This window comes from Sneathiella sedimenti (assembly GCF_017313765.1).
Lineage (GTDB): Bacteria > Pseudomonadota > Alphaproteobacteria > Sneathiellales > Sneathiellaceae > Sneathiella > Sneathiella sedimenti.
In genome coordinates this window covers 625,061-651,094 of the sequence record NZ_JAFLNC010000001.1, presented here as the reverse complement: position 1 = coordinate 651,094, position 26,034 = coordinate 625,061, and the positions used below count along the sequence as shown (strand labels likewise).

Sequence of the window (26,034 nt, the reverse complement as noted above, 5' to 3'; positions counted from 1 at the left end):
CCTTTCCTATTTGTAAATGCGACCTGCCCGCTGCTTATAGCGGGGAAGTGACCATCCAAAGAGGATTGCACCGGCGCGCACCGCAAACCCTGTCAGAATGGCGCCGATGGCGGCAATAAGGGGGGCGACGCCTATGCTGTCGACGAAAACGACATAGACCGCTGCACTAACAAGTGCCGCTGTTGCATAAATTTCCTGCTTCAGCAGCAAGGGCGTTTCGCCCGCAACTAGATCCCGTGCAAGCCCCCCGAAAGTCGCGGTTATCATCCCCAGCACGATGGCAATCAACGGGCCAGCATCGGCTTCCCTGGCAAGTTGGGCCCCGAGGACAGCAAAGGCCGCCAAGCCGATGGCGTCGCTCCAGAGCAGGACGACGTAACGCCTTTGAACATGGGAGGCAAAAAAGTAAAGCAGGAGAGCTATACCCAGGCAAACCAGAAGATAGCGATGATCCTCCACCCAGAATACCGGCCGGTCAAGAATGACGTCGCGTACTGTACCGCCGCCGACACCGGTAAAAGTGGCCATCATACCGAACCCGATCAGGTCCATTTCCTTGCGGCTGGCAACCAGACCGCCCGTTGCAGCAAAGACCGCTACGCCGACCAGATCAAGAATGGTAATAAAATCCGTAAACATGACGCCCCCTCTCTGTACGGCGAATGTTCCGCCAGAACGGTGGAAAGCGCAAGTCCCCTGATGTTACAGCATCGCCTGCAAAACCCGGTCGGGAGGTGTGTGTCCGTCGATAAAGGTCTTGATATTGATCAGCACCTTTTCACCCATATCGATACGTCCTTCAATGGTTGCGGAGCCCATATGCGGCAACAGAATGACGTTATCAAGTTCCATCAGGCGGGGATTGACGGCAGGTTCATGCTCAAACACATCAAGGCCCGCGCCGGCAATTTTGCCGTTACGCAGCAAACGGGTCAGGGCATTTTCGTCGACTACTTCACCCCGTGAGGTGTTGACCACATAACAGCTCGGCTGAAGTAGGGCCAGCCGACGTGCATTGAGGAGATGAAAGGTTGCCGGTGTGTGCGGGCAATTGACGGAAACAATGTCCATCCGTGCCAGCATCTGGTCGAGGCTTTCCCAATAGGTCGCCTCAAGCTCATTTTCGACATACTCCGGCAAACGATTGCGGTTGTGATAATGAATAGAGAGACCAAAGGCACGCGCACGGCGGGCGACTGCCTGGCCAATCCGGCCCATCCCGATAATGCCGAGACGCTTGCCCCAAATCCGATGGCCGAGCATGCTTGTCGGTGACCAGCCCGTCCAGTTACCGGACCGCATCAGCCGTTCACCCTCGGTCAGGCGCCGCGGGACTGCCATGATGAGGGCCATGGTCATATCAGCAGTATCCTCGGTCAGGACACCGGGTGTGTTCGTTACGGTAATATTGCGCTGACGCGCCGTAGCGAGGTCAATGTGGTCAACGCCCGTGCCAAAGCTCGCGATCAGTTTGAGATTGGGATTCGTCTGGCTAAGTACCCCGAGATCGATTTTATCTGTCACTGTCGGTACCAGTACATCGGCCATTTTAACCGCTTCGATCAGCTGACTTTGTGTCATCGGCGTGTCGTCATGATTTAGCCGCGTATCGAAAAGCTCCATCATGCGGGTTTCGATAACATCTGGCAGTCTTCTGGTAACAACAACGACGGGTTTCTTCTGCGGCATATGATGACTCTCTTGTTCCTGGATTTTTGACAAGACCAACAGACTTTATCTAGCAGATCGCGTTAGCGGATACAATTGCGACCTTGGGTTAAGGTACTGTGTTTTTTTGTACTCTTGACCCGATGGCCGGTCGCACGGCATAAGATGGACGTTCGCCTGTCGTAAATAAAAGGTACTGGCACATTGAAACGCAGTTTTGCACTTCTTGTCTTTTTTGTTTTGTTTTTTCTTGCCCCGCAGCCCGAAGCAGGTCCGACCGGTTCCGAGACCGGCTTGCCGTTGCCGCGGTTCGTTTCGCTATCATCAGACAAGGTCAATGTTCGCGCCGGACCGGGTACCCGCTATCCCATCAAATGGGTATTCGTTCGTGAGGGTTGGCCTGTCGAAGTCGTAGAGGAATATGAGCTCTGGCGGCAGATCCGCGACATTGACGGCTCAATCGGCTGGGTTCATCGCAACCTGATAAGCAGCCGTCGGACACTGATCATCACGGGGGACGTGCGTGCGGTTTATGAAGACCCGGATGAAAGCAGCCCGGTTGTCCTGCTCGCGGAACCCGGCGTTGTCGGTAAGTTGGAAGAATGCGATGCGCGCTGGTGTGAAATTGAGATTGCGGGCATCACCGGCTGGCTTATGGCTAGCCAGTTCTATGGCGTGTATGAGAACGAGAAAATACGCTAGCCCTTGATTTAACTGGTCAAATCTCTGGCCAACGCGGCCCGGGTGTCGCCCTTGATCAAGGCGATATGGCCATAATTTTCATGCTCAACGCCGAGTTGGACTTTGATCGCCGGGTCCATGAAGGCGGCTTTCTGGGCGTCGGTCAACGGAAAATGCAGAAAATGAATGGAGGAGGCTTTACCGTCTTCCGTCGTGCGTTCCACTTCCTGTTCAGGCACCGCGTATATTTTCTCGCCGTCAACCGAGAGATAGATCGACTTTTCAATATGGCCGAGCTGGCGAAGCATGAAGTCGCGGCGGACAGGATCGTCGATCTCAATCATGAAGGTTGCAACAAGCTCTGATCCATTTGGAATGAGCGGGTTATAGGCGGCCAGCTCGTCCTGCAGCTGTTCATCGCCGCCCTGCTCGATATAGAGCATTTCCTGGATCTGGGCCCACATGGTATCGTAGTTTTCAAAATAGAATGTCGCGAACGGGCCGATTTCAACCCGGCGGTTCTTCTTGATGGGAATCAGCTTCTGTTTATGTTCTTTCCGGATTTTTTGGTATTCGGCGAGTGGCAGAATATCCTCAGGCGTAATTTCACGTTTTTTAACGGCAGTCATATCAGTCATTCCTCTTACAGGCCGTAGGATTTGGCCAATAGTTCTATCGGATGTAAGGCGGTTTTTCCGTCAGTTCCCTCGGTTTCGAGAGTCTCAATTCCTTGCATCAAATGCTCCGCCGCCAGCGGGCATTCCGACGCAATATATTTCGCGTTGGATTTAAGGGCTGTCCGCGCCGCCGGCTTTCCGACTTTCAGGGCCGTTTTATAATTCCCCTTCATGATTCCCCAGGATCCGCCATGACCGGAACAGCGTTCCACCACCGTGATCTTGGCTTCCGGAATAAGACGCAGAACCTCTGCACCCTTCGCGCCCATATTCTGGGCCCGGGCGTGACAGGCAAGATGCATGGCCATACTGTCGCCAATTGGTTGCATGCCTTCGGCCATGCCCTCCTTCTTGGCAAATTCCATCACATACTCCGCAACATCAAAGGTGGCCTTGGACAGTTTTTCAATTGTCGCATCGTCAGGGGCGAGGAGGGGCCATTCAAACTTCAACATTAGGGCACAGGACGAGACGAGAGCAATTACGTCATAGCCTTTATCGATCCAGCTACTGAGTTCGGCGGAAACTTTCTTCGCATTTTCTACGACGCCGGCGAGATCTCCCTGTTCCATCTGTGGCATACCACAACAGCCGGGATAAACCACTTCTGTTTCAATGCCGTTCTTCGCGAAAACTTTGCGGGTCGCTTCACCGGTGGCGGGGTTGTTGTAGTTGCCAAAGCAGGTGGCGTAGATGACAGCCTTGCGGCCATAAGCCGGGGCGTCCTTATTGATTTCCAGCGGGCTTTCTTTGGCGCGGGCCACCAGAGTCTTTGACTGGTATTTTGGCAGGGCGGCATTCTTGTCGATGCCCAGTGTTGCCTCCATAATCCCGCGGGTCATTCCGTTTGATGTCTTTGTTGCCCAGTTGGCAAGGGGCGCGACAGGGGCCGCCAGCTTACCATTTCGATCTGTTTTTGAAAGTTCCCGGCTTACGAATTTGTCCTTGCCGTTCTTCTTTTCCACGGCGCGATATCGCAGCATCAGATGCGGAAAGTCGAGATTGAACTCATGCGGCGGTACGTAGGGGCATTTGGTCATGAAGCACATGTCGCAGAGCGTGCAGGCATCAACGACCGGCTTGAAATCCTCCGACGCGACAGAGTCGAGTTCTTCTGTTTCAGAGGCATCGATCAGGTCGAACAGGCGCGGGAAGGAGTCGCACAAATTAAAGCATCGACGGCAGCCATGGCATATATCGAACACCCGGCGCAGCTCGTCATCGAGTTTCTGTTCGTCATAAAATTCGGGATTATTCCAGTCAATAATGTGCCGTGTCGGCGCGTCCAGGCTTCCTTCGCGCATAATATTCCCCTGAATGTAGGTGAGAGACGAAGGGGTAGCGAATTTATATCCGCTACCCCGTAATGTGATCCAAAAGCCGGATTAGTCGTCTAGATTGTCGAGGGCTTTCTGGAAACGGCCCGCGTGGCTTTTTTCGGCCTTTGCGAGTGTTTCGAACCAGTCAGCAATCTCGTCATGACCCTCTTCACGGGCGGTCTTTGCCATGCCCGGGTACATATCGGTGTATTCGTGCGTTTCACCAGCCACAGCAGCCTTGAGGTTGTCGGCAGTGCCGCCGATCGGCAGTCCGGTTGCCGGATCACCTACTTCTTCAAGATATTCCAGATGACCGTGCGCATGACCGGTTTCACCTTCCGCTGTGGAGCGAAAAACCGTTGCAACATCGTTGTATCCTTCGACGTCCGCTTTCTGCGCGAAATAAAGATAGCGGCGGTTTGCCTGGGATTCACCTGCAAAGGCATCTTTCAGATTTTGTTCGGTTTTGCTTCCCGCTAGAGACATGAAGTCCTCCTGGAATGAAATTTTGGATGAAGTCTGTTCAAGACAGAACAGGATTACCAAAATAATATAGGTCCCGAGAAAACGACTGTCAATAAACTAGAATTCTTCTAAAGAAGAAATTGTTGCCAAAGCCGGATGAAGTTAGCCGCGAACCGAGTTTACGCGCACAATCACGTCGACACTGCTAATTTCAGTCCCTTCGGGGAGCGGCGGAATATTGTCAACTGTCAGATCGCTTGTGGCAATATCTTCCAGCGTACCGGATTGCTCGTGAAAGAAATGATGATGGGGCGCGACGTTCGTGTCGAAATAGGAACGGCTTGCATCCACGACAACTTCTCTCAGGAGGCCCGCGGTCGTAAACTGATGCAGATTATTGTAAATAGTGGCAAGGGAAATCGCGACACCTGCTTCCATGGCGTCGCTATGTAAACGCTCTGCCGTGATGTGACGATTGCCATCGGAAAATAACAACTGCGCTAACGCCAGACGCTGTTTGGTGGGCCGCAACTGAGCATCTCTCAGTTTTGTCTCCAAATCCACTAATTCAGAATGCACCATTGGCTATACTCTATATGTCTTCGCTCTTCCCATTGAAGAGCTTTCCCAAATATATAGTACTTATTTTAATAATTCAAATCTGCAACTGTATGTTTCCGCGATTTTTGGCTATTTTCCTGTCATTATCCGATCTACAAGCTGCTTTACCGTTGGGATAAAGCCATTTGCATAGAATGGATCGGTGGCAAAGCGATACGCACCATGTCCGGCAAACATGAGGTTATTCTCTATATTCGCTTCGGAATGAATCACATCCTGCAGGGTTTTCTGAATACAGAAGCTTCTCGGATCGGCTTTACGCCCTGTATTGCCTTTTTCCCCTTCCGCCCAGTTGGAGAAGGAGCATTGAGAGAGGCAGCCCATACAGTCAATCTGATCCTTACGGATTTCAGCCATTTTTCCGGGCGATACGAAAATGAGTGTCGAATCTGGCGTTTTTAACCCCTCGGTATAGCCTTCCGCGACCCATTTTTCTGCGCGGGCCTTGTCATCTGCCGTCAGATAAACCTCTCGCTTGCGCGCGCCAATACCAAACGACGTGTTATGCGCACCTACCGGCTCATTGGAAAACGCAACCTGACGTTCGGAACGGGCTTTTAGCTCGTCCAGGAAATCGTTACGGACTGCAGATGACCAGAACCCCGTCGGGCTGAATTTATTGAGAAATACGTCACCCTTTTTCAGAGTTCCGAGCTTTTTCTTCCAGGCGTCGGAAATCGGGCTCTCTTTCGTCAACAGCGGCCGGGTGCCAAACTGGAACGCGATCGGTCCAATTTCCGGATTATCCAGCCAATGCTCCCATTCCTCGACATGCCAGACCCCGCCGGCCATGATAATGGGCACGTTATTGAGGCCGATTTCATTCATCAATTTCCGTAAATCCGCCACACGAGGGTAGGGATCCTCTGGAACTAATGGATTTTCGCTGTTGCTGAGACCGTTATGCCCACCAGCAAGCCACGGGTCTTCATAAACGACGCCGCCGAGCCAGTCAGAGAATTTGTGATAAGCCCGTTTCCACAGCGCACGGAAGGCGCGTGCCGAAGAAATAATCGGGTAGTAGTGCACTTTATAGTCTGCGGCGATCTGCGCAATCCGGTAGGGCATGCCTGCTCCACAGGTGATCCCGTGTATAAGACCCTTGGTTCCCTCGAGGACGCCATGGAGAATTCGCTCCGCGCCGCCCATTTCCCAAAGTACATTCATGTGAATACGGCCTTCGCCGCCTGCAAGTTCATGGGCGATCTGGGCCTGGGTTATCCCGCCCTGTATGCCGTAAGCGACCAGCTCTTCATGCCGGTCACGCCGAGTACGACCATGATAGATCTGCGGGATAATATTGCCATTATCGTCAAAGCTATCGGCATTAACGCCGGAAAATGTCGCGACGCCACCGGCAGCCGCCCAAGCGCCAGAACTCTGGCCCGATGAAACAGCAATACCCTTCCCCCCCTCGATGAGAGGAAGAACTTCCTTGCCGGACATAATAATCGAATTTAACGGCTTCACGAGACAATTCCTATGACTGCAAACTTAAGCACTAACCTAACACTTAGAGCATGGCGGTCCAAGCATCAAGAGACATCTAAAAACGAGGGCGGCCGGACTATTGTGTCCGCTCCGCCCTCGATCTCGAATATAGCTGGCGTTGGAGCTTTATTCCTCCGCTGCTGCCTTTTCTTCGTCCGCAAGAACGGCCTTCATGGAAAGACGTACTTTCCCGCGGCCGTCTATCTCCAGAACCTTCACGCGGACTTCGTCCCCTTCGTTGACGATGTCAGTAACCTTGCCAACGCGTTGCGGCGCCAGTTCGGAAATATGGACAAGGCCATCCCGGTTGCCGAAGAAATTCACGAAAGCGCCAAAATCAACGACTTTAACGACTTTGCCTGTGTAGGTTACACCGACTTCCGGATCATCAACAATGGATTTGATCCAGTTGATCGCCGCATCGGCGCTTTCCGCCGTTGTCGCCGCCACCTTGACCGTACCGTCATCTTCAATGTCGATTTTCGCGCCGGTAACTTCGCAGATTTCCCGGATTACTTTACCGCCAGTACCAATGATATCGCGGATTTTGTCCTTATGAACCTGCAACTGCGTGATCCGCGGTGCACCTTCACGAACGCCATCGCGTGCACTGTCGATCGCTTTGCCCATCTCTTTCAGGATATGCAAGCGGCCTTCAGTAGCCTGTGCGAGGGCAATGCGCATGATTTCTTCCGTAATGCCGGAAATCTTGATGTCCATCTGCAGGGAAGTGATACCTTTATCGGTACCCGCAACCTTGAAGTCCATGTCACCGAGATGGTCTTCATCACCAAGAATATCAGAAAGAACGGCAAACTTGCCGTCTTCTTCCAGGATGAGACCCATCGCAATACCTGCAACCGGACGGTCCAGTGGAACACCGGCATCCATAAGGGCAAGGGACGTCCCGCAAACAGTCGCCATAGAGGAAGAACCGTTGGATTCGGTTACCTCGGAGACTACCCGTAAGGTGTATGGAAATTTGTCCTTGGCCGGCAGTAGAGGATGGATTGCCCGCCAGGCAAGCTTGCCATGACCGACTTCGCGACGACCCGTGAAGCCGATGCGGCCAACTTCGCCGACCGAATAGGGCGGGAAGTTATAATGCAGCATGAAGTTTTCGCGATATTCGCCTTCGAGCGCATCCACGATCTGCTCATCCTGTCCGGTGCCGAGTGTGGCCACTACAAGAGCCTGAGTCTCACCGCGGGTGAACAGGGCTGATCCATGACTACGCGGCAGGGAACCAATTTCCGCGATGATGGGACGAACTGTCTTGGTATCGCGGCCATCAATACGTGCGCCGGTCGCGATGATGTTGCCACGAACAATCTTTTTCTCGATTTTCTTGAGAATACCGGCTGCGGCCTCACGCTCTTCTTCCTCAAGAGCCTCAATAGCAGCTGCCTTCGCTTCCGCAATTTTATCAGAGCGTGTCTGTTTGACCTGCTCTTTATAAGCGTCGATAAGGGCGGCTTCAGCAGCGTTCTTTACTTTTGCCTCAAGGTCCTTATCGGTTTCCTGTGGGGCAAAGTCCCAGGGCTCTTTCGCGCAAACTTCGGCGAGATCGATAATTGCATTGATCACGGTCTGCATTTCCCGGTGGCCATACATGACCGCGCCCAGCATTTCCTCTTCGCTGAGTTCATGAGCCTCTGATTCAATCATCAGAACAGCTTCGGATGTGCCAGCAATAATGAGGTCAAGCTTGGTGTCCTCCATCTGCGTGGCAACCGGGTTCAAGATATACTCTCCATTGACAAAGCCAACACGCGCTGCGCCAACCGGGCCCAGGAACGGAATGCCGGAGATGGTCAGTGCCGCAGAAGCGCCGATCAAGGCGACGACATCTGGGTCATTTTCCATGTCGTGGGCGAGAACAGTACAGATAACCTGTGTTTCATTTTTGAAACCTGTTACGAAAGACGGGCGCAGGGGCCGGTCGATCAAGCGCGAGGTGAGCGTTTCTTTTTCGCTCGGGCGTCCTTCGCGTTTAAAAAAGCCGCCCGGGATCTTGCCGGCGGCAAAAGCTTTTTCCTGATAGTTCACCGTCAGCGGGAAGAAATCCAATCCCGGCTTCTGGTTTCTTTCGGCAACGGCGGTACATAGCACCTGCGTTCCGCCATAAGTGATCATAACTGCGCCGTCAGCCTGACGGGCAACTTTCCCAGTTTCCAATACGAGCGGACGTCCGCCCCACATCACTTCCTTGCGATGTACTTCAAACATTTTTTTTCCTTCCAACGCAGGAACAGCCCCATGCCGTCCTGCCTAATCTGAGACCCTATGCCTCAGTCCTTATTTCTCTTTTTATCAGCTTCAAATTTTGCACTTATGAAAAACGAGGCTTCCTAAATGCGGCAAACGCCGATGTGCAATGGGCGAGCCCAAGGCAGACACCGGCGTTTGTTGGGTGTGCGGTCCGTATGACAGATCCGCGCATCTTATTTCTATTTACGAATTCCAAGGCGTTTGATTGTTTCCTGATAACGCGTTTCTTCGACTTTCCGTAAATAATCCAGCAGACGACGGCGGCGGCTGACCATTTTCAGCAGTCCGCGGCGTGAATGCACATCGCCTTTATGTTCTTTGAAATGATCCGTGAGATTGCCGATCCGTTCGGTCAAAATGGCAATCTGTACTTCAGGGGAGCCGGTGTCCCCTTCTTTTGTCGCATATTCCTTGATCAGCTCTGCTTTACGTTCTGCAGTGATCGACATCGGGTTCTCCTAGGTTCAAATATTAAAAATCCGGACAGGAAATAACCGGTCAGCCTCGATTTTCGCGATACCGATCGGGATGTTTCCGTCCATTGCACAGACAAAACCGTCTGCTTGATTTGGGACTGCTACGTCATTGCCGTGCCGCAAGCGCTCTGCCTGTGGTCCCGTTACGGGCAGTGCCGGGATGTCGTCCAGCGCGGTCGTAAGGGGAAGCAAGCCCACAAATTCTGCGGGACACTGCCACAGCTTTGCCAACTTATCCAGCGAAATCGCATCCTTTTCCAAAAAAGGACCTACACGAATCCGACGAAGGGCTGACAAATGCGCAACAGTCTTCAGTTTTACCGCAATATCGCGGGCGAGGGAGCGAATATAAGTGCCCTTTCCGCAGGTCACTTCGAAAATGGCGTGATCGCTATCTACGATTTCCTTCAACCCCAAGGTCTGTATATGGACCACTCGTTCCGGCATATCAAGATCCTCACCGGCACGCGCCAGCTTGTAGGCGCGCTCTCCGTTAATCTTGATTGCCGAAAAGGCGGGTGGACGCTGCAAAACAGTGCCCGTAAAGGCGGGCAGTACTGCCATAATTTCATCGCGGGTTGGTCGTCTGTCGGATGTTGACTCGATCGCCCCTTCGATATCATCCGTATTGCGCTTCTCTCCCCAGCGGACCGTAAAGCGGTAGTCCTTGCTGTCGTCAGTAATATAACTGACTGTTTTTGTCGCTTCACCAAGTGCGATGGGTAATATGCCGGTTGCGAAGGGATCCAGAGTCCCGGCATGACCAGCCTTGGCCGCATTTGTGATCCGTTTGACACGGCCTACCACCTGTGCGGAACTCAGGCCGGCATCCTTGTCAATATTGAGCCATCCATGGATGGGGAGACCGCGCCGCTTTCGTGCCATTAGGACTCTATTTTGAATCTTCTGGAGACTGGTTCTTGCGAATAAGCTCGTCGATATGGCTGCCATATGCGAAGGAGTCATCCTTCCTGAAAACCAGCCGCGGTGTGAATTTCATGGTGAGCTGGCGCCCCATCTCTCCCTGAATGACGCCCGCCGTTCGGTTAAGCCCGGCAATGACCGCTTCCTCGTTCACCCCGCCAAGCGAGGTGACATAGACAGTGGCATTCCGCATATCCGGGCTTGGCTTGACTTCCGAGATCGTGACGGACGCGCCGGCAACATCCGGATCGTGAATCAGGTCCCTCGAGAGAATCTCCGCGATGACATGACGAAGTTCTTCGCCAACGCGTAACTGCCGCTTGCTCGCGGTCCTGGGACCTCGTTTCGACTGTGCCATGAGAAATTCTCCCGCGAATTTACGCGATACTGTTCAAAGGGGCCCTAGAGTTCGCGGGCCACTTCTTCGACCTCAAAGCATTCAATGAAATCGCCAACCTTCAGGTCGTGATAATTCTCGAACGCCATTCCGCATTCCATGCCGGATTTAACCTCTTTGACTTCGTCCTTGAAGCGCTTGAGTGTCGACAGCGTTCCTTCGTGAATAACTACATCATCCCGCAGCAACCGTACTTTGGAACCGCGCTTGACATTGCCTTCGGTAACCATGCAACCGCCGATCTTCCCGACCTTCGAAATATTGAAGACTTCGCGGATTTCCGCATAGCCGAGGAAGTTCTCCCGCAGGGTCGGCGCCAACATACCCGAAAGCATTGCCCTCATATCGTCGATGACATTGTAGATAACCGAGTAGTACTGGATATCGATGCCCTGGCTTTCGGCTTCTTCGCGCGCCTGCTTGTTGGCGCGTGTGTTGAAGGCGATAATGATCGCCCGCGATGCCGTTGCAAGGGAAACGTCGGATTCGGTAATACCGCCAACACCGGACAAGAGTACCTTCACCGCAACTTCATCGGTGCCAAGATTTTCAAGGGCGCTGGTAATCGCTTCCGCAGAACCCTGAACGTCCGCCTTGATCACGACCGGCAGTTCATCAGCGGTGCCTTCCTTGATGGCGCTGAACATCTGTTCGATCGTGCCACGCGCCGTTGCCGTAACCTTCTTGTCCTTGTCCATACGTTGACGATAGGTGGCGATTTCCTTCGCCTGGCTTTCGGTCTCGGTGACAACGAAATCATCGCCTGCTGTTGGTGTGCCCTGAATACCCAGAACCTCGACCGGGACGGAGGGGCCAGCTTCCTGGACATTTTGTCCACGATAGTCGAGCAGAGCGCGAACCTTGCCCATCGCCGGGCCCATCACAAAATAGTCGCCGACATGCAGTGTGCCGCGCTTCACTAGGACCGTGCCAACCATACCACGACCGGTTTCCAGCTTCGCTTCGACAACTGTACCATGAGCGGAGCGGTTTGCGTTCGCCTTGAGTTCCAGCACTTCAGCCTGCAGAAGAATTGCTTCTTGCAATTTGTCCAGGCCGGCACCGGTTTTCGCGGACACTTCCACATCCAGAACGTCGCCGCCCATATCCTCGACGAAGATTTCATGCTGGAGCAATTCCTGCCGCACCTTGTTCGGATCTGCTGCTGGCTTGTCGCATTTGTTAATGGCGACGATAATGGGCACACCGGCTGCCTTCGCGTGCTTGATGGCCTCAATCGTCTGAGGCATCACGCTGTCGTCAGCGGCAACAACCAGAATAACTATATCAGTGACCTGTGCACCGCGCATACGCATGGCCGTAAAGGCCTCATGACCTGGTGTATCCAGGAAGGTGATGACCTCGCCGGATGCGAGAGTAACCTGATACGCGCCAATGTGCTGGGTAATCCCGCCTGCTTCGCCTGAAACGACATCAGATTTGCGAAGAGCATCCAGAAGAGATGTTTTGCCGTGGTCCACATGGCCCATGACGGCCACAACCGGGGCGCGGGGCTGTAGATCCTCGGGAGAATCCTCTTCTTCGCCACCCAGGCCGATTTCAACATCGGACTCGGCAATTCGGCGTGCTTTATGGCCAAGTTCATCAACGACCAGTTCAGCCGTATCGGCATCGATGGTCTGGTTGGCTGTCGCCATAATCCCGAGCTTCATCAAGGCCTTGATGACATCGACCGAACGCTCGGACATGCGGTTGGCAAGTTCCTGCACGGAGATAACTTCCGGAATGGTGACTTCGCGGAAAATTTTCTGCGGCGGTTCAGCCATTTGTTGCTGCTTCTTGCGGGCACGACGGATAGACGCGAGGGACCGCTGTTTCGGTCCGCGATCATCAAGCGCCTCTCCGATGGTCAGGCGGCCTGAACGACGTCGTTGCTCATTGGGCTTGCGGGTGGGCGTGGGACGTTCTTCGCCGCCACGTGCGTTCTTCGTCGTTTTCTTGCGTCCGCCGGCGAGATCATTGCCCGCCGGGGCATCCCCTTCAACAGTCCGCAAATTGCGAGGTGGTGGTGCCTTCGCTTCACGCCGAATCTCTTCATCCTTCGCAGATGACTTGACTTTCTCGCGATGGACGGCAACCTGCGCATTTTTTGTCACATTTGCCTCTTCCAACAACCGCCGGGCCTCTTCTTCTTCGGCACGTCGTCTTTCTTCAGGGGAGCGACGTTTCGGCTTTTTAACGGGTTCGGCAGAAGCTTCCGCCTCATTCGCTGAGTCGTCCTCGGTTTGGGGCTCTTCGGCTGCTTTTAGCGCGTTCTCTTTGGCTTCGGCTTCCTCGCGGGCCTTTCGCTCCGCTGCATCGCGCAAGGATTGCTCACGGGCAAGTTCAAGCGCCGCCATGCGCGCTGCTTTCTCGTCGTTTGTCAGAAAATCTGCCGTCTCTTTCGAGGCGCTGGATTTTGGCGTATCGGCGGATTTTTTCTTGCCCGGCGCAGGTTTCGCCACATGAAGAGTATTCTTCGCGGCCGTCGGCGCAGCAGGTTTGGCCACAGCGGGTTTCTGGTTACCAAGGCCAAGGGTGCTGCGCTTTTTCCGCACTTCCACCTGCACCGTCTTGGAGCGGCCATGGGTAAAGCTCTGACGGACCTGACTATTGCCGCCAGCAGACTTTTTCGCTTCTAACGGTTTATTCAGGCTAAGCGCCTTACGCCCATCCTTGTCATTTGTCTCAGTCATTCTTACTCCGACACTTCGGTATTTAAATTGCTTTGGCCCCGGTACTGTTTTAGTCGGGAAACCGCCGTCAAAATCTTTTTCGACAGGGCACCGCTTGTCAGACAGGCATGGACTGCATTTTCCAAACCCAACGCCTGACTTAACTCGGCGCCGCTGAATATTTCTATCACTGGCCGCGGTCCAGCGATCCGCTTGAGCTTCTGTCGTCCATCTTCAGCTCCATCGGAGGCGGCGATCAACAATGTCGCCTTACCCGATTTCAGCGCCTTCTCGACCTTGGCAAATCCAACAGTCACCAGTGCGCCTTTACGTCCGAGTCCAATAAGGGACAGACATTGTTGCGCCAGGGACTGGTCAATTGCCTTCACCAGATCTTCCGGTACAGCCATAGACTGCTTCGCCGCCTTGCCAAACAGCTTCTTTTTAACTGCCAGTTCAACTGCATTCGCATCGCAGCTTACCCAGATTCCGCGCCCAGGCAAGTTAAAGCCTAGATCATGAACCAACTGACCTTCAGGCGATATTGCAAAGCGAAGTAGTGCTTCTTTTTCCCGTATTTGTCCAGTGGCTATACACCGGCGCTGCGGATCACTCAAGTCTACTTCTCCGCCTGTTGCCTCAATCGGCTGAAATTTCTTCCTCGGCTTCTTCGTCCACAACGGCATTTTCGTCTTCGAACCAATGCGCCCGTGCAGCCATTACAATCTGGTTCGCTTCATCTGCCGTCAGCCCGAATTCGCGTAAAATTCCGTCTTCCGGGCTAATGAGTTCGTCGCCGGCCAAGTCTGCAAGGTCATCCAGTTCCTTAACACCGGCTTCACCCAAAGCGACAATCATGGCAGGCGTCAGGAGCTGTAAATTCACGATGTCATCGCTGACACCCATTTCCTGCCGCTTTTTTTCCAGCTCGGAATTTGTTTGTTCGACATATTCCCGGGCCCGATTGCTGAGTTCTGCCGCGATTTCCTCATCGAAACCTTCGATTTCGGCGATTTCGCTGACATCCACATACATGACATCTTCAACGGAGGTAAATCCTTCAGAAGCCAATAGTTGGGCAATCGTCTCGTCCACATCAAGGGCAGTCATGAAGTTTTGTGTGCGTTCGGTAAACTCAGCCTGGCGCCGGTTGCTTTCCTCTTCCTCGGTCAGGATATCGATATCCCAGCCGGAAAGCTGTGAGGCAAGCCGGACATTCTGTCCACGCCGGCCTATGGCGAGGGAGAGCTGGTCATCAGGGACAACAACCTCGATACGGTTTGCATCTTCATCAAGCACGACTTTCGCGACTTCCGCGGGCGCCAATGCATTGACAATGAAACTTGCCTGATCGGGCGACCACTGAATGATATCAATCTTCTCGCCCTGCAACTCGTTGACCACCGCTTGCACGCGAGAACCACGCATACCCACACAGGCGCCTACCGGATCAATGCTCGGGTCGCTGGAAAGAACAGCAATTTTCGCGCGGCTTCCGGGATCGCGCGCTACTGCCTTCACTTCGATGATGCCGTCATAGATTTCAGGCACTTCCTGACCGAACAGCTTGGCCATGAATTGAGGATGGCTGCGAGAAAGGAAAATTTGCGGACCGCGCGGTTCTTGCCGCACATCATAAATATAGGCGCGAATGCGGTCACCCTGCCGGAAGGTTTCCCGTGGCAGCATTTCATCGCGGCGGACAACGGCGTCGGCCTTGCCAAGATCAACCGTCACATTGCCATACTCGACACGTTTGACGATGCCGTTGACAACCTCTCCGACGCGATCCTTGTATTCCTGATACTGGCGCTCACGCTCCGCTTCCCGGACCTTCTGTACGATAACCTGTTTTGCTGTCTGGGCGGCAATGCGGCCAAAATCGATTGGCGGCAGCGGATCCACCAGCAGGTCGCCAACAGCCGCGCCTTCTTTTTCTGGCTGGGCATCGGCAACCGTAATCTGAGTTGCCTCGTTTTCGACTTCCTCGACAACTTCGCGGATGCGGGCGAGACGAATTTCTCCCGTTCCCCGGTCAATATTGGCGCGAATGTCATTTTCATGACCGTATTTGGCGCGCGCCGCTTTCTGGATGGCTTCTTCCATTGCTTCCAGAACGATGTCCCGGTCGATGACCTTTTCTCGCGCAACCGCATCTGCGACTTGCAACAATTCCAGGCGGTTTAAACTAGCTGCGTTTTCCATGACCAAATGTCCGTCCAAAAACATGTTAACGATTTAATCGCGACGGGTACTCGCTGCGATCAGTTCGTCTGTCAAAATCAATTTTGCCTTCCTCACCTCCGAGAAAGGCAGTTCCAGTCTGCTGCCGTCATCCAGCTGCATTACGACCATATCGTTTTCGAGGCCCAACAGCGTCCCGCGATATCGGCGCTGGCCGTCAACAGCCTCTTCCAGCTCCACTTTTGTCTCAAATCCTGACCAGCGCTGAAAATCCTTGCGCCGTGTAAGCGGCCGGTCGATACCGGGAGAAGAGACTTCAAGATCATAGGCACCTTGTATGGGGTCTTCTACGTCCAACAACGCCGAAACCATCTGGCTCACTTCCGTGCAACCCTCGATAGTCATGGTCCCGTCAGGCTTTTCCGCCATAATCTGGAGTACCTTTTTATCGTTTCCAGTCAGGCGTATACGCACTACTTCATAGCCCATATCATTCAGGGGCGGCGTAATCAGATCTTCTATTTTCTCGATCGCGTTCAGGGTACTTCTCGCAATTGTGACAAACCATAAAAAAACAGCGGGCCAAAGGCCCACCGTTCAAATGCTCATCCTGACGGTGAGCGAACAGTATGTATACACCTATAATAGCTGAGATGCCAGCAAAGCCAAGCTTTTTATTTACTTTGGCGCCATGGATTAGGCCTATCAGCGACGGAATCGATAGTAGACAGGCCGCAACCCTTTTTCGACCGCTTTCATCTCATAGCGCGTTGGTGGCCAATCCGCGCCTCGTTCCCGCCAATCTGCTGAATTTTCGGCAATCCAGGTGAATTTGTCAGATTTCAGCATGTGCCACAGAATCCAGGCACCGTAATCCTCATGATCAGTGCCGATTCGAAGCTCCCCGCCGGGTTTCATGATTCGGGTAAGAGATTCTATATTTTCCTTTGAGACGAATCGCCGTTTCTTATGGCCGCTTTTCGGCCATGGGTCCGGAAATAGAATAAAGGCCCGTTCAATGCTGGCGTCAGGCAGTTTTTCGATTAACTGCTCTGCGGCGTCGTTGTGCAGCCGTACATTCTTGGCGCCACTCTCTTCAAGTTTTCCAAGCAGGGTCGCGACGCCATTGATGAAAGGCTCGCATCCGATAAAGCCGATATCCGGATTGGCATTCGCCTGCCAGGCCAGATGTTCTCCGCTGCCAAAACCGATTTCCAGCCAATACGCGCGGCATGATCCCGTAAAGAGGCTGGGAAGATCAATCTGGTCTGCTTGCAGAGGAATTGCCAGTTCCGGCAGGCAGGACTCGATCAGACGTTTCTGGCCCTTGCGCAGTGGCTTTCCCCGACGCCGACCATAGAGGATACGTCCGCCTTTCACCTGCCGGTCTGACATAATCAGGCTTTCAGGAAAGCGCGGATTTCAGGCTATCCACAAGATCGGTTTTCTCCCAGGAGAAACCACCATCCGCATCCGGCGTCCGCCCAAAGTGGCCATAGGCGGCGGTTCGTGCATAGATCGGCTTGTTCAGGCCAAGATGCTCCCGAATGCCGCGCGGGCTCAGGTCCATAACCTGCATCAGGGCCTTTGCGAGTTTGTCCTCGTCAACCTGACCCGTGCCGTAAAGATCGACATAAAGCGATAGCGGTTTGGAAACACCGATAGCGTAGGACACCTGGATGCAGCAACGGTCTGCAAGGCCGGCCGCGACAACATTCTTGGCGAGATAGCGCGACGCATAGGCCGCAGAGCGATCGACTTTGGTCGGATCCTTACCTGAAAAAGCACCGCCGCCGTGAGGAGCGGCACCGCCATAGGTGTCAACGATGATCTTGCGGCCTGTCAGACCTGCATCCCCGTCCGGACCGCCAATAACGAACTTGCCAGTCGGGTTGACATAGAATTCCTCTTCCGGGCACATCCAGCCGTCTGGAAGCACGTCGACGACATAGTTGCGGACGATCTCCCGTACAGTGTCTGTATCCAGTCCATCATCATGCTGTGTGGACACAACAATCGAGGTCGCGCGCACGGGCTTTCCGTTTTCATAGGCCAGCGTGACCTGGCTTTTCGAATCCGGCCCCAAGCCTTTTTCCGCGCCGCTGTGGCGGGCGTCCGCAAGCGCTTTTAGAATATTGTGGGAATAATAAATAGGTGCGGGCATCAGGACATCCGTCTCATTTACCGCATAGCCGAACATGATACCCTGATCGCCAGCCCCTTCATCCTTGTTCCCCGCAGCATCCACCCCTTGTGCGATGTCGGCGGATTGTGCATGCAAATACACGTCAATTGCCGCATTCTTCCAGTGAAAACCGTCCTGTTCGTATCCGATGTCCTTGACAGCAGCACGGGCGGTTTCCTCAATCAGGGATTTCGTGATCTTGGCCGGCCCGCGAACTTCACCGGCGAGCACAATTCTGTTCGTTGTGGTCAGCGTTTCGCAGGCGACGCGGGCAAACGGGTCTTCCGAAAGATATAAATCGACAATGCTGTCTGAAATCCGGTCACAAACCTTGTCAGGATGCCCTTCCGATACCGATTCACTGGTGAAAAGAAAATTTTTGCTTGGCACGCGAACATCCTCTTGTTTTAGTCAATGGCGCCTAGTGGAGGCCAAAGGGGACGGCGCCGACCGCCCGATTTGAAAATCAGCCGCACTCTATCAAAATCGAAGTGACGGTCAAGAAAATCTGCGTTCTGGCTTAAATCTTCGACCCAGTTGTGTCTTTGGTCGGTTCTTCAGCGGCCAATGCCTTGATGACATCGAAGACACGTTTGCGAACTTCCATATTATCGATTTTATAGTAAGCACGAACAAGTTCCAGTGTCTCGCGCTTTCCGAGAAATTCATGCTCGAATTCATCAGCCGGGTCCTGAATGCCCGCGACTTGCAAGGAACTTCCTGTTGGCATTTCTTCGAAAAAGAAAGCGGGCTTTACATCTAGAATGCGGCTGAGTTCAAACAAGCGGCTTGCACCGATACGATTTGCACCGCGCTCATATTTCTGGATTTGCTGAAACGTAAGGCTAAGCTTTTCCCCCAGTTTTTGCTGGCTAAGACCAAGCAGCGTCCGGCGCATTCGAAGCCGACTACCTACATGCACATCCACCGGATGATTTGGCATCTATATCCCTCATAATATCTGGCGGTTCGAAAATAAACTTAACGTGCTAACACTTCGCACTTCTAAACCTTCAAGTTGTTTTTTAATCAGTATCGTCAAAGAAAAACCTAGTCAAGAAGGCAAGCCCGTGTTTTTCCGCAGCCGGCGGTGTAATACAATTCCAATCGCGAAAAAGGCGAATACTAGGCCTATCGGGATAGCCTCACCATGGCGTGCATACAGCGTCCGTTCTGGAATCGGCAGGGGCAGCCCTCCGTCGAGGTATCCTGTGTCATTGAGGGCGAGCTCTGCTGGAACCCGGCCATAGGGGTCAATTATTGCCGATATTCCTGTGTTTGCCGCCCGCACGACTGCGACGCCCTGTTCAATAGCGCGGGTGCGCGTCATGGCGAAATGCTGGTAGGGGCCCGACGTTGTACCAAACCATCCGTCATTGGTGATGTTGAGTATCCAGGAAAAGGCTGTTTCGGAGGCAATTTCCCAAGGAAAGACAATCTCATAACAGATCAGCGCACGTGCCGGTGGCAGGCCTGGAACAAATATCACTTTCTTAGCAGAACTGTCCGGTGTCGCGAAATCCGACATCTGATCGAGGGCAGGAATGATTTTGGAGAGGCCCGTCGCCACCATGATTGAGCGAAGGGGCATATACTCGCCGTAAGGCACTAAATGTTGCTTGTCATAAACATCCAGTATATCTCCGGCCTCCCCCAGAACCTGCAAGCTGTTCCAATATTGCTGGACAACCGGATCGCGACGCGGGGCGCCGGTTACGATGGCCCCACCCGGGGGGATAATCTGCGCCAGTTCCTTCTGCAACTGCTTTGTTGTGGTCAGGTAATAAGGCACAGCCGTTTCAGGCCAGATAAAGTATCGTGGGGTAGCCCCTTCTTCTGAAAGGCTAAGCCTGACAATTTTGCGTAAATGTTCAAGGAGGAGATCCGGTTTCCATTTATCGCTTTGCGGAATATTCGGCTGGACAATACGCAAGGTCGCGTCGTCGAAGTTTTCTGTAGCGCTTGACGGAATGCGTGCGATGCCAACACCATAAAGAATGGCGAAAATCACGGCGGTGGTGGCAAGTGGAAAGGCAGCCGTTTTTCGGGAGGTGTTGGCTTCCCCAAAGAGTGAGGGTAGGGAGCTTCCAAAAATCGTGAGCAGGGTTAGACCATAAACCCCAATAAACGCCGTTGATTGGAGAACGGGCAGAATGCCGCTCCAGCTATAGCCAATAACATTCCAAGGGAAGCCCGTGAAAATCACGCCCCGGACATATTCAAGCGCCATCCAGGCGCCGCTGAAGATAAATATTCTTGCGAGCGAATGAGACTTGGACATATGCGTGACGAGAGTCGCACAGCCGGAAAAAATAGCGAGAATCGCCGGAAGAACAAGAACGGGTAACGGCATCAAAAGCGCATGCGTCTTTGCATCCACCGTGAAGGCGACACCAATCCAGTATAGGCCGGCAATAAACTGTCCCCAGCCGAACCACCATCCTGCAAGAAAGGCCTGTCTGCGTGTTGTTGACGTGCCCAATATCCAAAGAAGGCCGGTAAAGCTGACTGGTAGCAGGAAGATGAGGTTAAGCGGGGGCAGTGCGGCAGCAATGAGCGTTCCCAGAACAAACGCAAGAAGGTATTTCTTGAATCCGGATAGGTTTGAGACCCAGCTATTCAGGGCTGTCATTCAGCCAGTTCCGCTTCCGGTGGGCGGCGGCGAATTCTCACCTTTTTGACTTTTCTGGGGTCCGCGTCAATGATTTCAAAATCCAGCCCGTCCGAGTGGGAGATTATTTCACCGCGCGCGGGAATCTGGCCGGCAAGCTGAAAAACAAGTCCTCCGACCGTATCCACTTCATCGTCTTCCTCTTCGGGAAGCAAATCCATATCAACGAGCGCTTCGAGTTCTTCGATCGAGGCACGTGCGTCGGCCTCAAGCATGCCATTCGCCCCGACGACAATCAGCGGGCCTTCTTTCTCATCATGCTCGTCTTCAATATCACCGACAATTTCCTCAACCAGGTCTTCGATGGTGACCAGACCGTCGATCCCGCCATATTCATCAACCACGGCCGCCATATGGATATGTGTTGCCCGCATTTTAAGCAGGAGATCCGGGACCGTCATTGAGGGTGGAACGAATAAAATCTCGCGACGGAAATTCAACCAGTCGCCACCGTCTTTCTTTCCCCAGAAGTTGATCAGGTCCTTGATATGGAACATGCCGGTCACGTTATCCAGCGTCTCGTTGTAAACGGGCATGCGCGAATGGCTTGTTTCCTTGAACCGCTCAACCACCTCATGCAATGTCGAGTTGGCATCGATCGCTTCGATATCGGCGCGGGGTACCAATACATCACTTATGTTGAGTTCGCTAAAACTCAGGATATTGGTCAACATCAATTTTTCAGTGGCGTTTATGGATTGTTCTGGATCGTCATGTTCCTCGATCAGTTCTTCCAGCGTTGAGCGGACGCTTCGATCGGTTTGCTGCCCCATCCCCAGGACACGCTTGAGCATATTCAGGACACCATTTGTGGGTTTTGGTGTTGTCGGATCTTCCGGTGTTTCGGGAAGACTGTCACTCGACACATTTTCGGTCATTTTTTGTCAGGGATCTCCTGTCGCGGTTGATCGGAAAGCTCGTAGGGATTAGGAATATGTAAGCTTTGCAGGATCATGATTTCAAGATTTTCCATCTTTTCCGCCTCATTTTCTTCCATATGGTCGAAACCGGCAAGGTGTAAAACGCCGTGTACCAGCAAATGCGTCAAATGATCGCGGAAGCTTTTACTTTGCTCTTTGGCCTCTCGGATTAAAGTTTCCCGAGCCATGACAATATCACCAAGCAGCAGCGGCTCCCCCATCAAGACGGCGTTCGCAAGCTCCGTCTGGTTAAGTGGTGTGTCCGGAAAAGAAAGGACATTTGTCGGTTTGTCCTTGTCACGGTAATCCCTGTTCAAAGCGTGGATGTCCGCATCATTTGTGAACACAAGACTGATTTCCACGGTCGGTTTGGGTGCGCCGGCTATTGGTGTGAGGCGGAATTCCGGGCTGACTGAGAGAAGAGTTGCACGTACGGCTTCTGCCGCCAGATCGTCGATGTCAGGAACAGTCTCCCGCCACGGCGAGTCAGAGATTGTTGTCGCAAGATCGATAGTAAAGGGCAGGTCTTCCATCAGCGCATCAGGATTTTCGGGCCTTCAGTGCCAGCTGCTTTTCCCGGTCATGTTCGCCGTAGGCGCGGACGATACGGGTAACCAGCGGATGACGGACAACATCGGATTCACCGAAATTGATGAAATCGACGCCTTTGACGCCTTTTAAAATCTCGACCGCCTCATGCAATCCGGACCGCATGCCAAGTGGCAGGTCTATCTGGCTGAGATCGCCGGTGACTGCCATGCGGGAGTTTTCGCCCATACGGGTGAGCAGCATCTTCATTTGCACCGGTGTCGTGTTCTGTGCCTCATCTAGGATGATTGCCGCATTTGAAAGGGTTCGCCCGCGCATAAAGGCAAGGGCCGCGACTTCAATTTCACCGTTTTCTAGTCGCTTGACCACCTCTTCGGCAGGAAGCATGTCGTAGAGTGCGTCATAAAGCGGACGCAGATAAGGATCTATCTTGTCGCGCATGTCCCCTGGCAAAAAGCCGAGTTTTTCACCGGCTTCAACGGCAGGGCGCGCCAAAATCAGCCGATCGACCTTGTTTTCGATCAGCATGGCGACCGCATTCGCAACCGCAAGATAGGTTTTGCCGGTACCAGCCGGCCCGAGACCGAAAACGAGCTCGTGTGTGCGTAAGGAATTTACATAGACCCCCTGATTGGTGGAGCGTGGCGTGATCCGCCGTCGCTTGGTAACAATCATCCCGCTTTCGCCGGAGACCGTACCGCGACTCCCATCTTCAGCGGGGGCATTGTTTGCCATCCGAATGGCACCATCTACCTCGCCTTCCGTCACATCCAGGCCCTTCTTAAGCCGTTGATAAAGATCGAGCAAAACAGCTTTTGCCGCGGCTTTTGCAGAGTTGCTGCCGGACACCGCCATCTTGTTTCCGCGTGAAGCAACAGAGACATCAAGGCCCTGTTCGATCCGCGCAAGATAACGATCATGCTCCCCGACGAGCTGGGCAAGCAAATGATTGTCATCAAATTCAAGAATGGTTGCGTTGTTCTTGTCGGGTTCGGATTTTGGAGAATTCGAGCTTGATTGATTTTTTGCCACGTTTGTTCCTATGCCGCGTCGGCGACACTGCCGGGTTTCAATTCGCCACGTAGAGAGTTAGCATTTCCCTCTTGTACAATGACAGTTGCAATGCGCCCAATGCGGTGGGGGGGTGACGGAACGAAGACGGACTGCATAAAGGGGCTACGACCGACAAGCTGTCCTTCACGTTTTCCTTCCCGCTCCAGCAGGACGTCAACTTCCTTGCCGACAAAGGTTTGATTATAAGCGAGCTGTTGTTCGTTCAGAAGCGTCTGCAACCGGGCAAGACGTTCTGACTTTACCGCTTCTTCGACCATCTGATCGTCAAGTGCCGCCGCCGGGGTTCCTGGGCGTGGGCTGTATTTAAAGCTGTAAGCTTGCGCATACTCGACATCACGCACCAGTTTAAGAGTGGCCTCAAACTCCTGATCCGTTTCACCCGGGAATCCGACGATGAAGTCGCCAGATAATGCCAGATCCGGCCGATAATGACGCAGCTTGTCAATGATACGCCGGTATTCGTCCGCTGTGTGGCGCCGGTTCATCGCCGCGAGAATGCGGTCGGAACCAGCCTGGACAGGCAGATGAAGGTAAGGCATGAGAATGTCCACATCACGATGAGCGCGGCAAAGTTCCTCGGTCATCTCCAGTGGATGGGACGTGGTGTAACGCAATCGGTCAAGCCCATCAATCTCCTCGAGTTGGTATATCAGCCGCGCGAGACTGACGGGTTTTCCGTCTAACCCATCACCATGATAGGCATTCACATTCTGCCCCAACAAGGTTATTTCCCGGGTTCCTCCCGCGACCATACGTTTCGCTTCGTCAATGATTGCCGCCGCCGGACGTGAAAATTCTGCTCCCCGGGTATAAGGCACTACACAAAAGGCGCAGAATTTATCGCAACCTTCCTGAACAGTGAGGAAAGCGCTGAGATTCTTGTCAATCGCCTCTTCTGGAAGAAAGTCGAACTTCGGTTCAAGCGGGAATTCCGTTTCCAGAATATGGCCGACGCCGCGGGTTGCCTTTGCCACCATCTCCGGAAGCTGATGATAGGACTGCGGTCCGAACACCATATCCACATAGGGCGCACGTTTCATGATTTCCGCGCCTTCGGCCTGTGCGACACATCCGGCCACCGCGATGATCATATCGCCTTCCTCGCGGGATTTCCTGTCCTCCCGCAGATTGCGCAGGCGCCCGAGTTCGGAAAAGGTCTTTTCAGACGCTTTTTCCCGAATATGGCAGGTGTTGAGGATCGCCATATCCGCACCAGCGGGTTTATCAGTCAGGGTATAGCCAAGAGGGGCCATCAGATCTGCCATGCGGGCTGAATCATAAACATTCATCTGGCAGCCATATGTCGATATATAGAGTTTTTTGTTCACGCGTCCTTGTCAACCTCACCGGTTCTGAAGATCTTGTCCGTCAGTCTGGAAAACCGTTCTTTATCATGAGTAAATTAGCAGTTATATGACAAATAGAGAAGCACGGGCTGTAATTCACGGGAAAAATTGTCAAACGCGCATTTTTCCCGGAATTGTTTGACATTAAGGTTCTTCCCGACCCGTAAGCGCCCGACTGAGGCTCTTCGCGATCGTCAATTGACAGTCACTCGCCATTGTTTTTCGAGAATCATAGTCGTCAATCGTCACCGGCGGGTGAAAACGCAACTCCGCCGTTATCGTGCCCCGTTTTAAAAACGCCCAGATATGGCTGAGTAATTCCTCATCGCCAACCCAGGCAACGATCCTCATTGTGCCGCGGGTGAGGGGAATCCCGTTTAATTTGCTATAGGCAACTGTAACGGGCTGCACAAGAAGATGACGGCCGTTGATCTCCCGTTCCGCAAGACCGAAATACGCGCTCTTGAAGTTTTGGATAATTATCCCGTTCGACGAGGTGCCTTCCGGGAACAGGAACAGATTGTCGCCATTTTCAAGATGTTCTTGCATCTCCCCTTTATGGCCCTTGATGGCGGGCCGGGTGCGCTCAATAAATATCGTCTGCTGCAGCTTTGAGATCGCCCCGACAAGTGGATAAGCCGCCACTTCCTTCTTGGCGACAAAACTGCCCGGAACCACCTTACCGACCACAGGAATATCAAGCCAGGAAATATGGTTGATCACGAACAAGGTCGGATCACCATGCTCAATCTTGCCGGAAACGACGACCTTGACCCGAAGCAGCCAACAAATCCCGGCGTGGAAAAGCTGCGGGATGCGATATTTATGTCGCTTAAAGGCCAGCAGGACGATCAACTGAAAGGGAACCAGTACGCCCGCCCAACAGAAGACGGCCAACACGGTAAGGATTGGGCGGATATTACTCATAAACAGAAATGCACGGGATCATTAATCGAATTTCTTACTGTGGATCGTCTGCTTGATATTTACGACCGATTCTTCGGGAGATACGCTCCCTTTTGCGGACTTTGACAGTGGCTTTCCATACAGTTCAAGCCGATGGTCAATTAACTCAAATCCAAGTTCTTTGGCAATCTTCTTCTGTAATTCTTCGATCTGGTCGCTGGTAAACTCAATTACCTGACCTGTTTGCACGTTGATCAGGTGGTCATGATGATCTTCAGAGGCTTCCTCATAACGGGCGCGGCCGTCGCCGAAGTCGTGACGCTCCAGTATGCCGTTTTCTTCAAACATGCGTACGGTACGATAGACTGTGGAAATACTGATTGTATCATCAATCTCCGAGGCCCGTTTATATACCAGCTCAACATCCGGATGATCCTGCGACTCCGAAAGTACGCGCGCAATTACGCGGCGCTGCTCAGTCATCCGCAAGCCCTTGTCAAGGCAGATTTGTTCCAAACGGGTAGGCATATGAAC

Annotated in this window: 26 protein-coding genes; 1 reads left to right on the top strand and 25 read right to left on the bottom strand. The window is 53.1% G+C overall.

The genetic code is table 11. The annotated features are described in order from the left end of the window. Positions 1-6 precede the first annotated feature (6 nt). On the bottom strand, positions 7-639 hold the full coding sequence (locus tag J0X12_RS03155) for a trimeric intracellular cation channel family protein (RefSeq protein ID WP_207042151.1): 633 nt from the start codon (positions 637-639) through the stop codon (positions 7-9). 63 nt (positions 640-702) lie between these two features. Further along, on the bottom strand, positions 703-1,689 hold the full coding sequence (locus tag J0X12_RS03150; RefSeq protein WP_207042149.1) for a 2-hydroxyacid dehydrogenase: 987 nt from the start codon (positions 1,687-1,689) through the stop codon (positions 703-705). Between the two features lie 183 nt (positions 1,690-1,872). On the opposite strand from J0X12_RS03150, the gene J0X12_RS03145 reads away from it, so the two are divergent. Next, the gene (locus J0X12_RS03145; RefSeq protein ID WP_207042147.1) at positions 1,873-2,370 is read left to right on the top strand and encodes an SH3 domain-containing protein; all 498 of its coding nucleotides are present in this window, start codon (positions 1,873-1,875) and stop codon (positions 2,368-2,370) included. Positions 2,371-2,378: 8 nt separating this feature from the next. Here the strand turns inward: J0X12_RS03145 and J0X12_RS03140 are convergent, their stop codons facing one another. The 23 genes from J0X12_RS03140 to J0X12_RS03030 form a co-directional block, all read right to left on the bottom strand. Further along, positions 2,379-2,978 carry a DUF3501 family protein gene (locus J0X12_RS03140; protein ID WP_207042145.1) on the bottom strand — a complete coding sequence of 200 codons (600 nt, stop codon included), beginning with the start codon at positions 2,976-2,978 and terminating at the stop codon, positions 2,379-2,381. A gap of 14 nt (positions 2,979-2,992) precedes the next feature. Beyond that, positions 2,993-4,330, bottom strand: a complete 1,338-nt coding sequence (locus J0X12_RS03135) for a heterodisulfide reductase-related iron-sulfur binding cluster (RefSeq protein WP_207042143.1) — start codon at positions 4,328-4,330, stop codon at positions 2,993-2,995. An 81-nt stretch (positions 4,331-4,411) separates the two neighbouring features. After that, the gene (locus tag J0X12_RS03130; RefSeq protein WP_207042141.1) at positions 4,412-4,831 is read right to left on the bottom strand and encodes a rubrerythrin family protein; all 420 of its coding nucleotides are present in this window, start codon (positions 4,829-4,831) and stop codon (positions 4,412-4,414) included. A gap of 141 nt (positions 4,832-4,972) precedes the next feature. After that, entirely contained in the window at positions 4,973-5,392 is a 420-nt protein-coding gene (gene irrA, locus J0X12_RS03125) for an iron response transcriptional regulator IrrA (RefSeq protein ID WP_207042139.1), read from the bottom strand. Between the two features lie 108 nt (positions 5,393-5,500). Beyond that, positions 5,501-6,877 carry an NAD(P)H-dependent flavin oxidoreductase gene (locus J0X12_RS03120; protein ID WP_420497039.1) on the bottom strand — a complete coding sequence of 459 codons (1,377 nt, stop codon included), beginning with the start codon at positions 6,875-6,877 and terminating at the stop codon, positions 5,501-5,503. A gap of 171 nt (positions 6,878-7,048) precedes the next feature. Further along, positions 7,049-9,151, bottom strand: a complete 2,103-nt coding sequence (gene pnp, locus J0X12_RS03115) for a polyribonucleotide nucleotidyltransferase (protein ID WP_207042137.1) — start codon at positions 9,149-9,151, stop codon at positions 7,049-7,051. A 221-nt stretch (positions 9,152-9,372) separates the two neighbouring features. Next, positions 9,373-9,642, bottom strand: a complete 270-nt coding sequence (gene rpsO, locus J0X12_RS03110; protein WP_207042133.1) for a 30S ribosomal protein S15 — start codon at positions 9,640-9,642, stop codon at positions 9,373-9,375. Between the two features lie 15 nt (positions 9,643-9,657). Beyond that, a complete protein-coding gene (gene truB, locus J0X12_RS03105; RefSeq protein ID WP_207042124.1) occupies positions 9,658-10,554 on the bottom strand; it encodes a tRNA pseudouridine(55) synthase TruB in 897 nt (298 codons plus the stop codon). 7 nt (positions 10,555-10,561) lie between these two features. Continuing rightward, a complete protein-coding gene (rbfA, locus tag J0X12_RS03100) occupies positions 10,562-10,951 on the bottom strand; it encodes a 30S ribosome-binding factor RbfA (RefSeq protein ID WP_207042122.1) in 390 nt (129 codons plus the stop codon). 44 nt (positions 10,952-10,995) lie between these two features. Next, positions 10,996-13,686 (bottom strand): translation initiation factor IF-2, encoded by a 2,691-nt coding sequence (gene infB / locus J0X12_RS03095; protein ID WP_207042120.1) that lies wholly within the window; start codon positions 13,684-13,686, stop codon positions 10,996-10,998. 2 nt (positions 13,687-13,688) lie between these two features. Continuing rightward, complete coding sequence (locus J0X12_RS03090; protein ID WP_207042118.1) at positions 13,689-14,282, bottom strand: RNA-binding protein; 594 nt, start codon at positions 14,280-14,282, stop codon at positions 13,689-13,691. A 22-nt stretch (positions 14,283-14,304) separates the two neighbouring features. After that, positions 14,305-15,870, bottom strand: coding sequence for a transcription termination factor NusA (gene nusA, locus J0X12_RS03085; RefSeq protein WP_207042116.1), 1,566 nt, complete (start codon positions 15,868-15,870; stop codon positions 14,305-14,307). Positions 15,871-15,903: 33 nt separating this feature from the next. Further along, complete coding sequence (rimP, locus tag J0X12_RS03080) at positions 15,904-16,443, bottom strand: ribosome maturation factor RimP (protein WP_288905065.1); 540 nt, start codon at positions 16,441-16,443, stop codon at positions 15,904-15,906. A gap of 111 nt (positions 16,444-16,554) precedes the next feature. After that, complete coding sequence (gene trmB / locus J0X12_RS03075) at positions 16,555-17,244, bottom strand: tRNA (guanosine(46)-N7)-methyltransferase TrmB (RefSeq protein WP_207042114.1); 690 nt, start codon at positions 17,242-17,244, stop codon at positions 16,555-16,557. A gap of 10 nt (positions 17,245-17,254) precedes the next feature. Beyond that, positions 17,255-18,424, bottom strand: a complete 1,170-nt coding sequence (metK, locus tag J0X12_RS03070; protein ID WP_207042112.1) for a methionine adenosyltransferase — start codon at positions 18,422-18,424, stop codon at positions 17,255-17,257. Positions 18,425-18,554: 130 nt separating this feature from the next. After that, entirely contained in the window at positions 18,555-18,977 is a 423-nt protein-coding gene (locus tag J0X12_RS03065) for a helix-turn-helix domain-containing protein (RefSeq protein ID WP_207042111.1), read from the bottom strand. A 111-nt stretch (positions 18,978-19,088) separates the two neighbouring features. Beyond that, positions 19,089-20,666 (bottom strand): apolipoprotein N-acyltransferase, encoded by a 1,578-nt coding sequence (gene lnt, locus J0X12_RS03060; RefSeq protein WP_207042108.1) that lies wholly within the window; start codon positions 20,664-20,666, stop codon positions 19,089-19,091. Continuing rightward, positions 20,663-21,583 (bottom strand): hemolysin family protein, encoded by a 921-nt coding sequence (locus J0X12_RS03055; protein WP_207042106.1) that lies wholly within the window; start codon positions 21,581-21,583, stop codon positions 20,663-20,665. Before J0X12_RS03055 ends, lnt begins: the two co-directional genes overlap by 4 nt. Beyond that, positions 21,580-22,158 carry an rRNA maturation RNase YbeY gene (gene ybeY / locus J0X12_RS03050; RefSeq protein ID WP_207042103.1) on the bottom strand — a complete coding sequence of 193 codons (579 nt, stop codon included), beginning with the start codon at positions 22,156-22,158 and terminating at the stop codon, positions 21,580-21,582. The genes J0X12_RS03055 and ybeY overlap by 4 nt, the downstream gene beginning before the upstream one ends. Positions 22,159-22,165: 7 nt before the next feature. Beyond that, positions 22,166-23,206: a PhoH family protein gene (locus J0X12_RS03045; RefSeq protein WP_207042095.1), complete on the bottom strand. Its 1,041-nt coding sequence runs from the start codon at positions 23,204-23,206 to the stop codon at positions 22,166-22,168. 8 nt (positions 23,207-23,214) lie between these two features. Further along, a complete protein-coding gene (gene miaB, locus J0X12_RS03040) occupies positions 23,215-24,576 on the bottom strand; it encodes a tRNA (N6-isopentenyl adenosine(37)-C2)-methylthiotransferase MiaB (protein WP_337925136.1) in 1,362 nt (453 codons plus the stop codon). Positions 24,577-24,738: 162 nt separating this feature from the next. Next, on the bottom strand, positions 24,739-25,521 hold the full coding sequence (locus J0X12_RS03035; protein WP_207042092.1) for a lysophospholipid acyltransferase family protein: 783 nt from the start codon (positions 25,519-25,521) through the stop codon (positions 24,739-24,741). Positions 25,522-25,542: 21 nt separating this feature from the next. Next, positions 25,543-26,028, bottom strand: a complete 486-nt coding sequence (locus J0X12_RS03030) for a Fur family transcriptional regulator (protein ID WP_207042089.1) — start codon at positions 26,026-26,028, stop codon at positions 25,543-25,545. Between the last annotated feature and the right edge of the window lie 6 nt (positions 26,029-26,034).

Excerpts from the sequence above, each read along its gene's own strand:
- J0X12_RS03155 (WP_207042151.1), bottom strand. The coding sequence starts at position 639 with ATGTTTACGGATTTTATTACCATTCTTGATCTGGTCGGCGTAGCGGTC.
- J0X12_RS03150 (WP_207042149.1), bottom strand. The coding sequence starts at position 1,689 with ATGCCGCAGAAGAAACCCGTCGTTGTTGTTACCAGAAGACTGCCAGAT.
- J0X12_RS03140 (WP_207042145.1), bottom strand. The coding sequence starts at position 2,978 with ATGACTGCCGTTAAAAAACGTGAAATTACGCCTGAGGATATTCTGCCA.
- J0X12_RS03135 (WP_207042143.1), bottom strand. The coding sequence starts at position 4,330 with ATGCGCGAAGGAAGCCTGGACGCGCCGACACGGCACATTATTGACTGG.
- J0X12_RS03130 (WP_207042141.1), bottom strand. The coding sequence starts at position 4,831 with ATGTCTCTAGCGGGAAGCAAAACCGAACAAAATCTGAAAGATGCCTTT.
- irrA (WP_207042139.1), bottom strand. The coding sequence starts at position 5,392 with ATGGTGCATTCTGAATTAGTGGATTTGGAGACAAAACTGAGAGATGCT.
- J0X12_RS03120 (WP_420497039.1), bottom strand. The coding sequence starts at position 6,877 with ATGTCCGGCAAGGAAGTTCTTCCTCTCATCGAGGGGGGGAAGGGTATT.
- pnp (WP_207042137.1), bottom strand. The coding sequence starts at position 9,151 with ATGTTTGAAGTACATCGCAAGGAAGTGATGTGGGGCGGACGTCCGCTC.
- rpsO (WP_207042133.1), bottom strand. The coding sequence starts at position 9,642 with ATGTCGATCACTGCAGAACGTAAAGCAGAGCTGATCAAGGAATATGCG.
- truB (WP_207042124.1), bottom strand. The coding sequence starts at position 10,554 with ATGGCACGAAAGCGGCGCGGTCTCCCCATCCATGGATGGCTCAATATT.
- rbfA (WP_207042122.1), bottom strand. The coding sequence starts at position 10,951 with ATGGCACAGTCGAAACGAGGTCCCAGGACCGCGAGCAAGCGGCAGTTA.
- infB (WP_207042120.1), bottom strand. The coding sequence starts at position 13,686 with ATGACTGAGACAAATGACAAGGATGGGCGTAAGGCGCTTAGCCTGAAT.
- nusA (WP_207042116.1), bottom strand. The coding sequence starts at position 15,870 with ATGGAAAACGCAGCTAGTTTAAACCGCCTGGAATTGTTGCAAGTCGCA.
- trmB (WP_207042114.1), bottom strand. The coding sequence starts at position 17,244 with ATGTCAGACCGGCAGGTGAAAGGCGGACGTATCCTCTATGGTCGGCGT.
- J0X12_RS03065 (WP_207042111.1), bottom strand. The coding sequence starts at position 18,977 with ATGCCAAATCATCCGGTGGATGTGCATGTAGGTAGTCGGCTTCGAATG.
- lnt (WP_207042108.1), bottom strand. The coding sequence starts at position 20,666 with ATGACAGCCCTGAATAGCTGGGTCTCAAACCTATCCGGATTCAAGAAA.
- J0X12_RS03055 (WP_207042106.1), bottom strand. The coding sequence starts at position 21,583 with ATGACCGAAAATGTGTCGAGTGACAGTCTTCCCGAAACACCGGAAGAT.
- ybeY (WP_207042103.1), bottom strand. The coding sequence starts at position 22,158 with ATGGAAGACCTGCCCTTTACTATCGATCTTGCGACAACAATCTCTGAC.
- J0X12_RS03035 (WP_207042092.1), bottom strand. The coding sequence starts at position 25,521 with ATGAGTAATATCCGCCCAATCCTTACCGTGTTGGCCGTCTTCTGTTGG.
- J0X12_RS03030 (WP_207042089.1), bottom strand. The coding sequence starts at position 26,028 with ATGCCTACCCGTTTGGAACAAATCTGCCTTGACAAGGGCTTGCGGATG.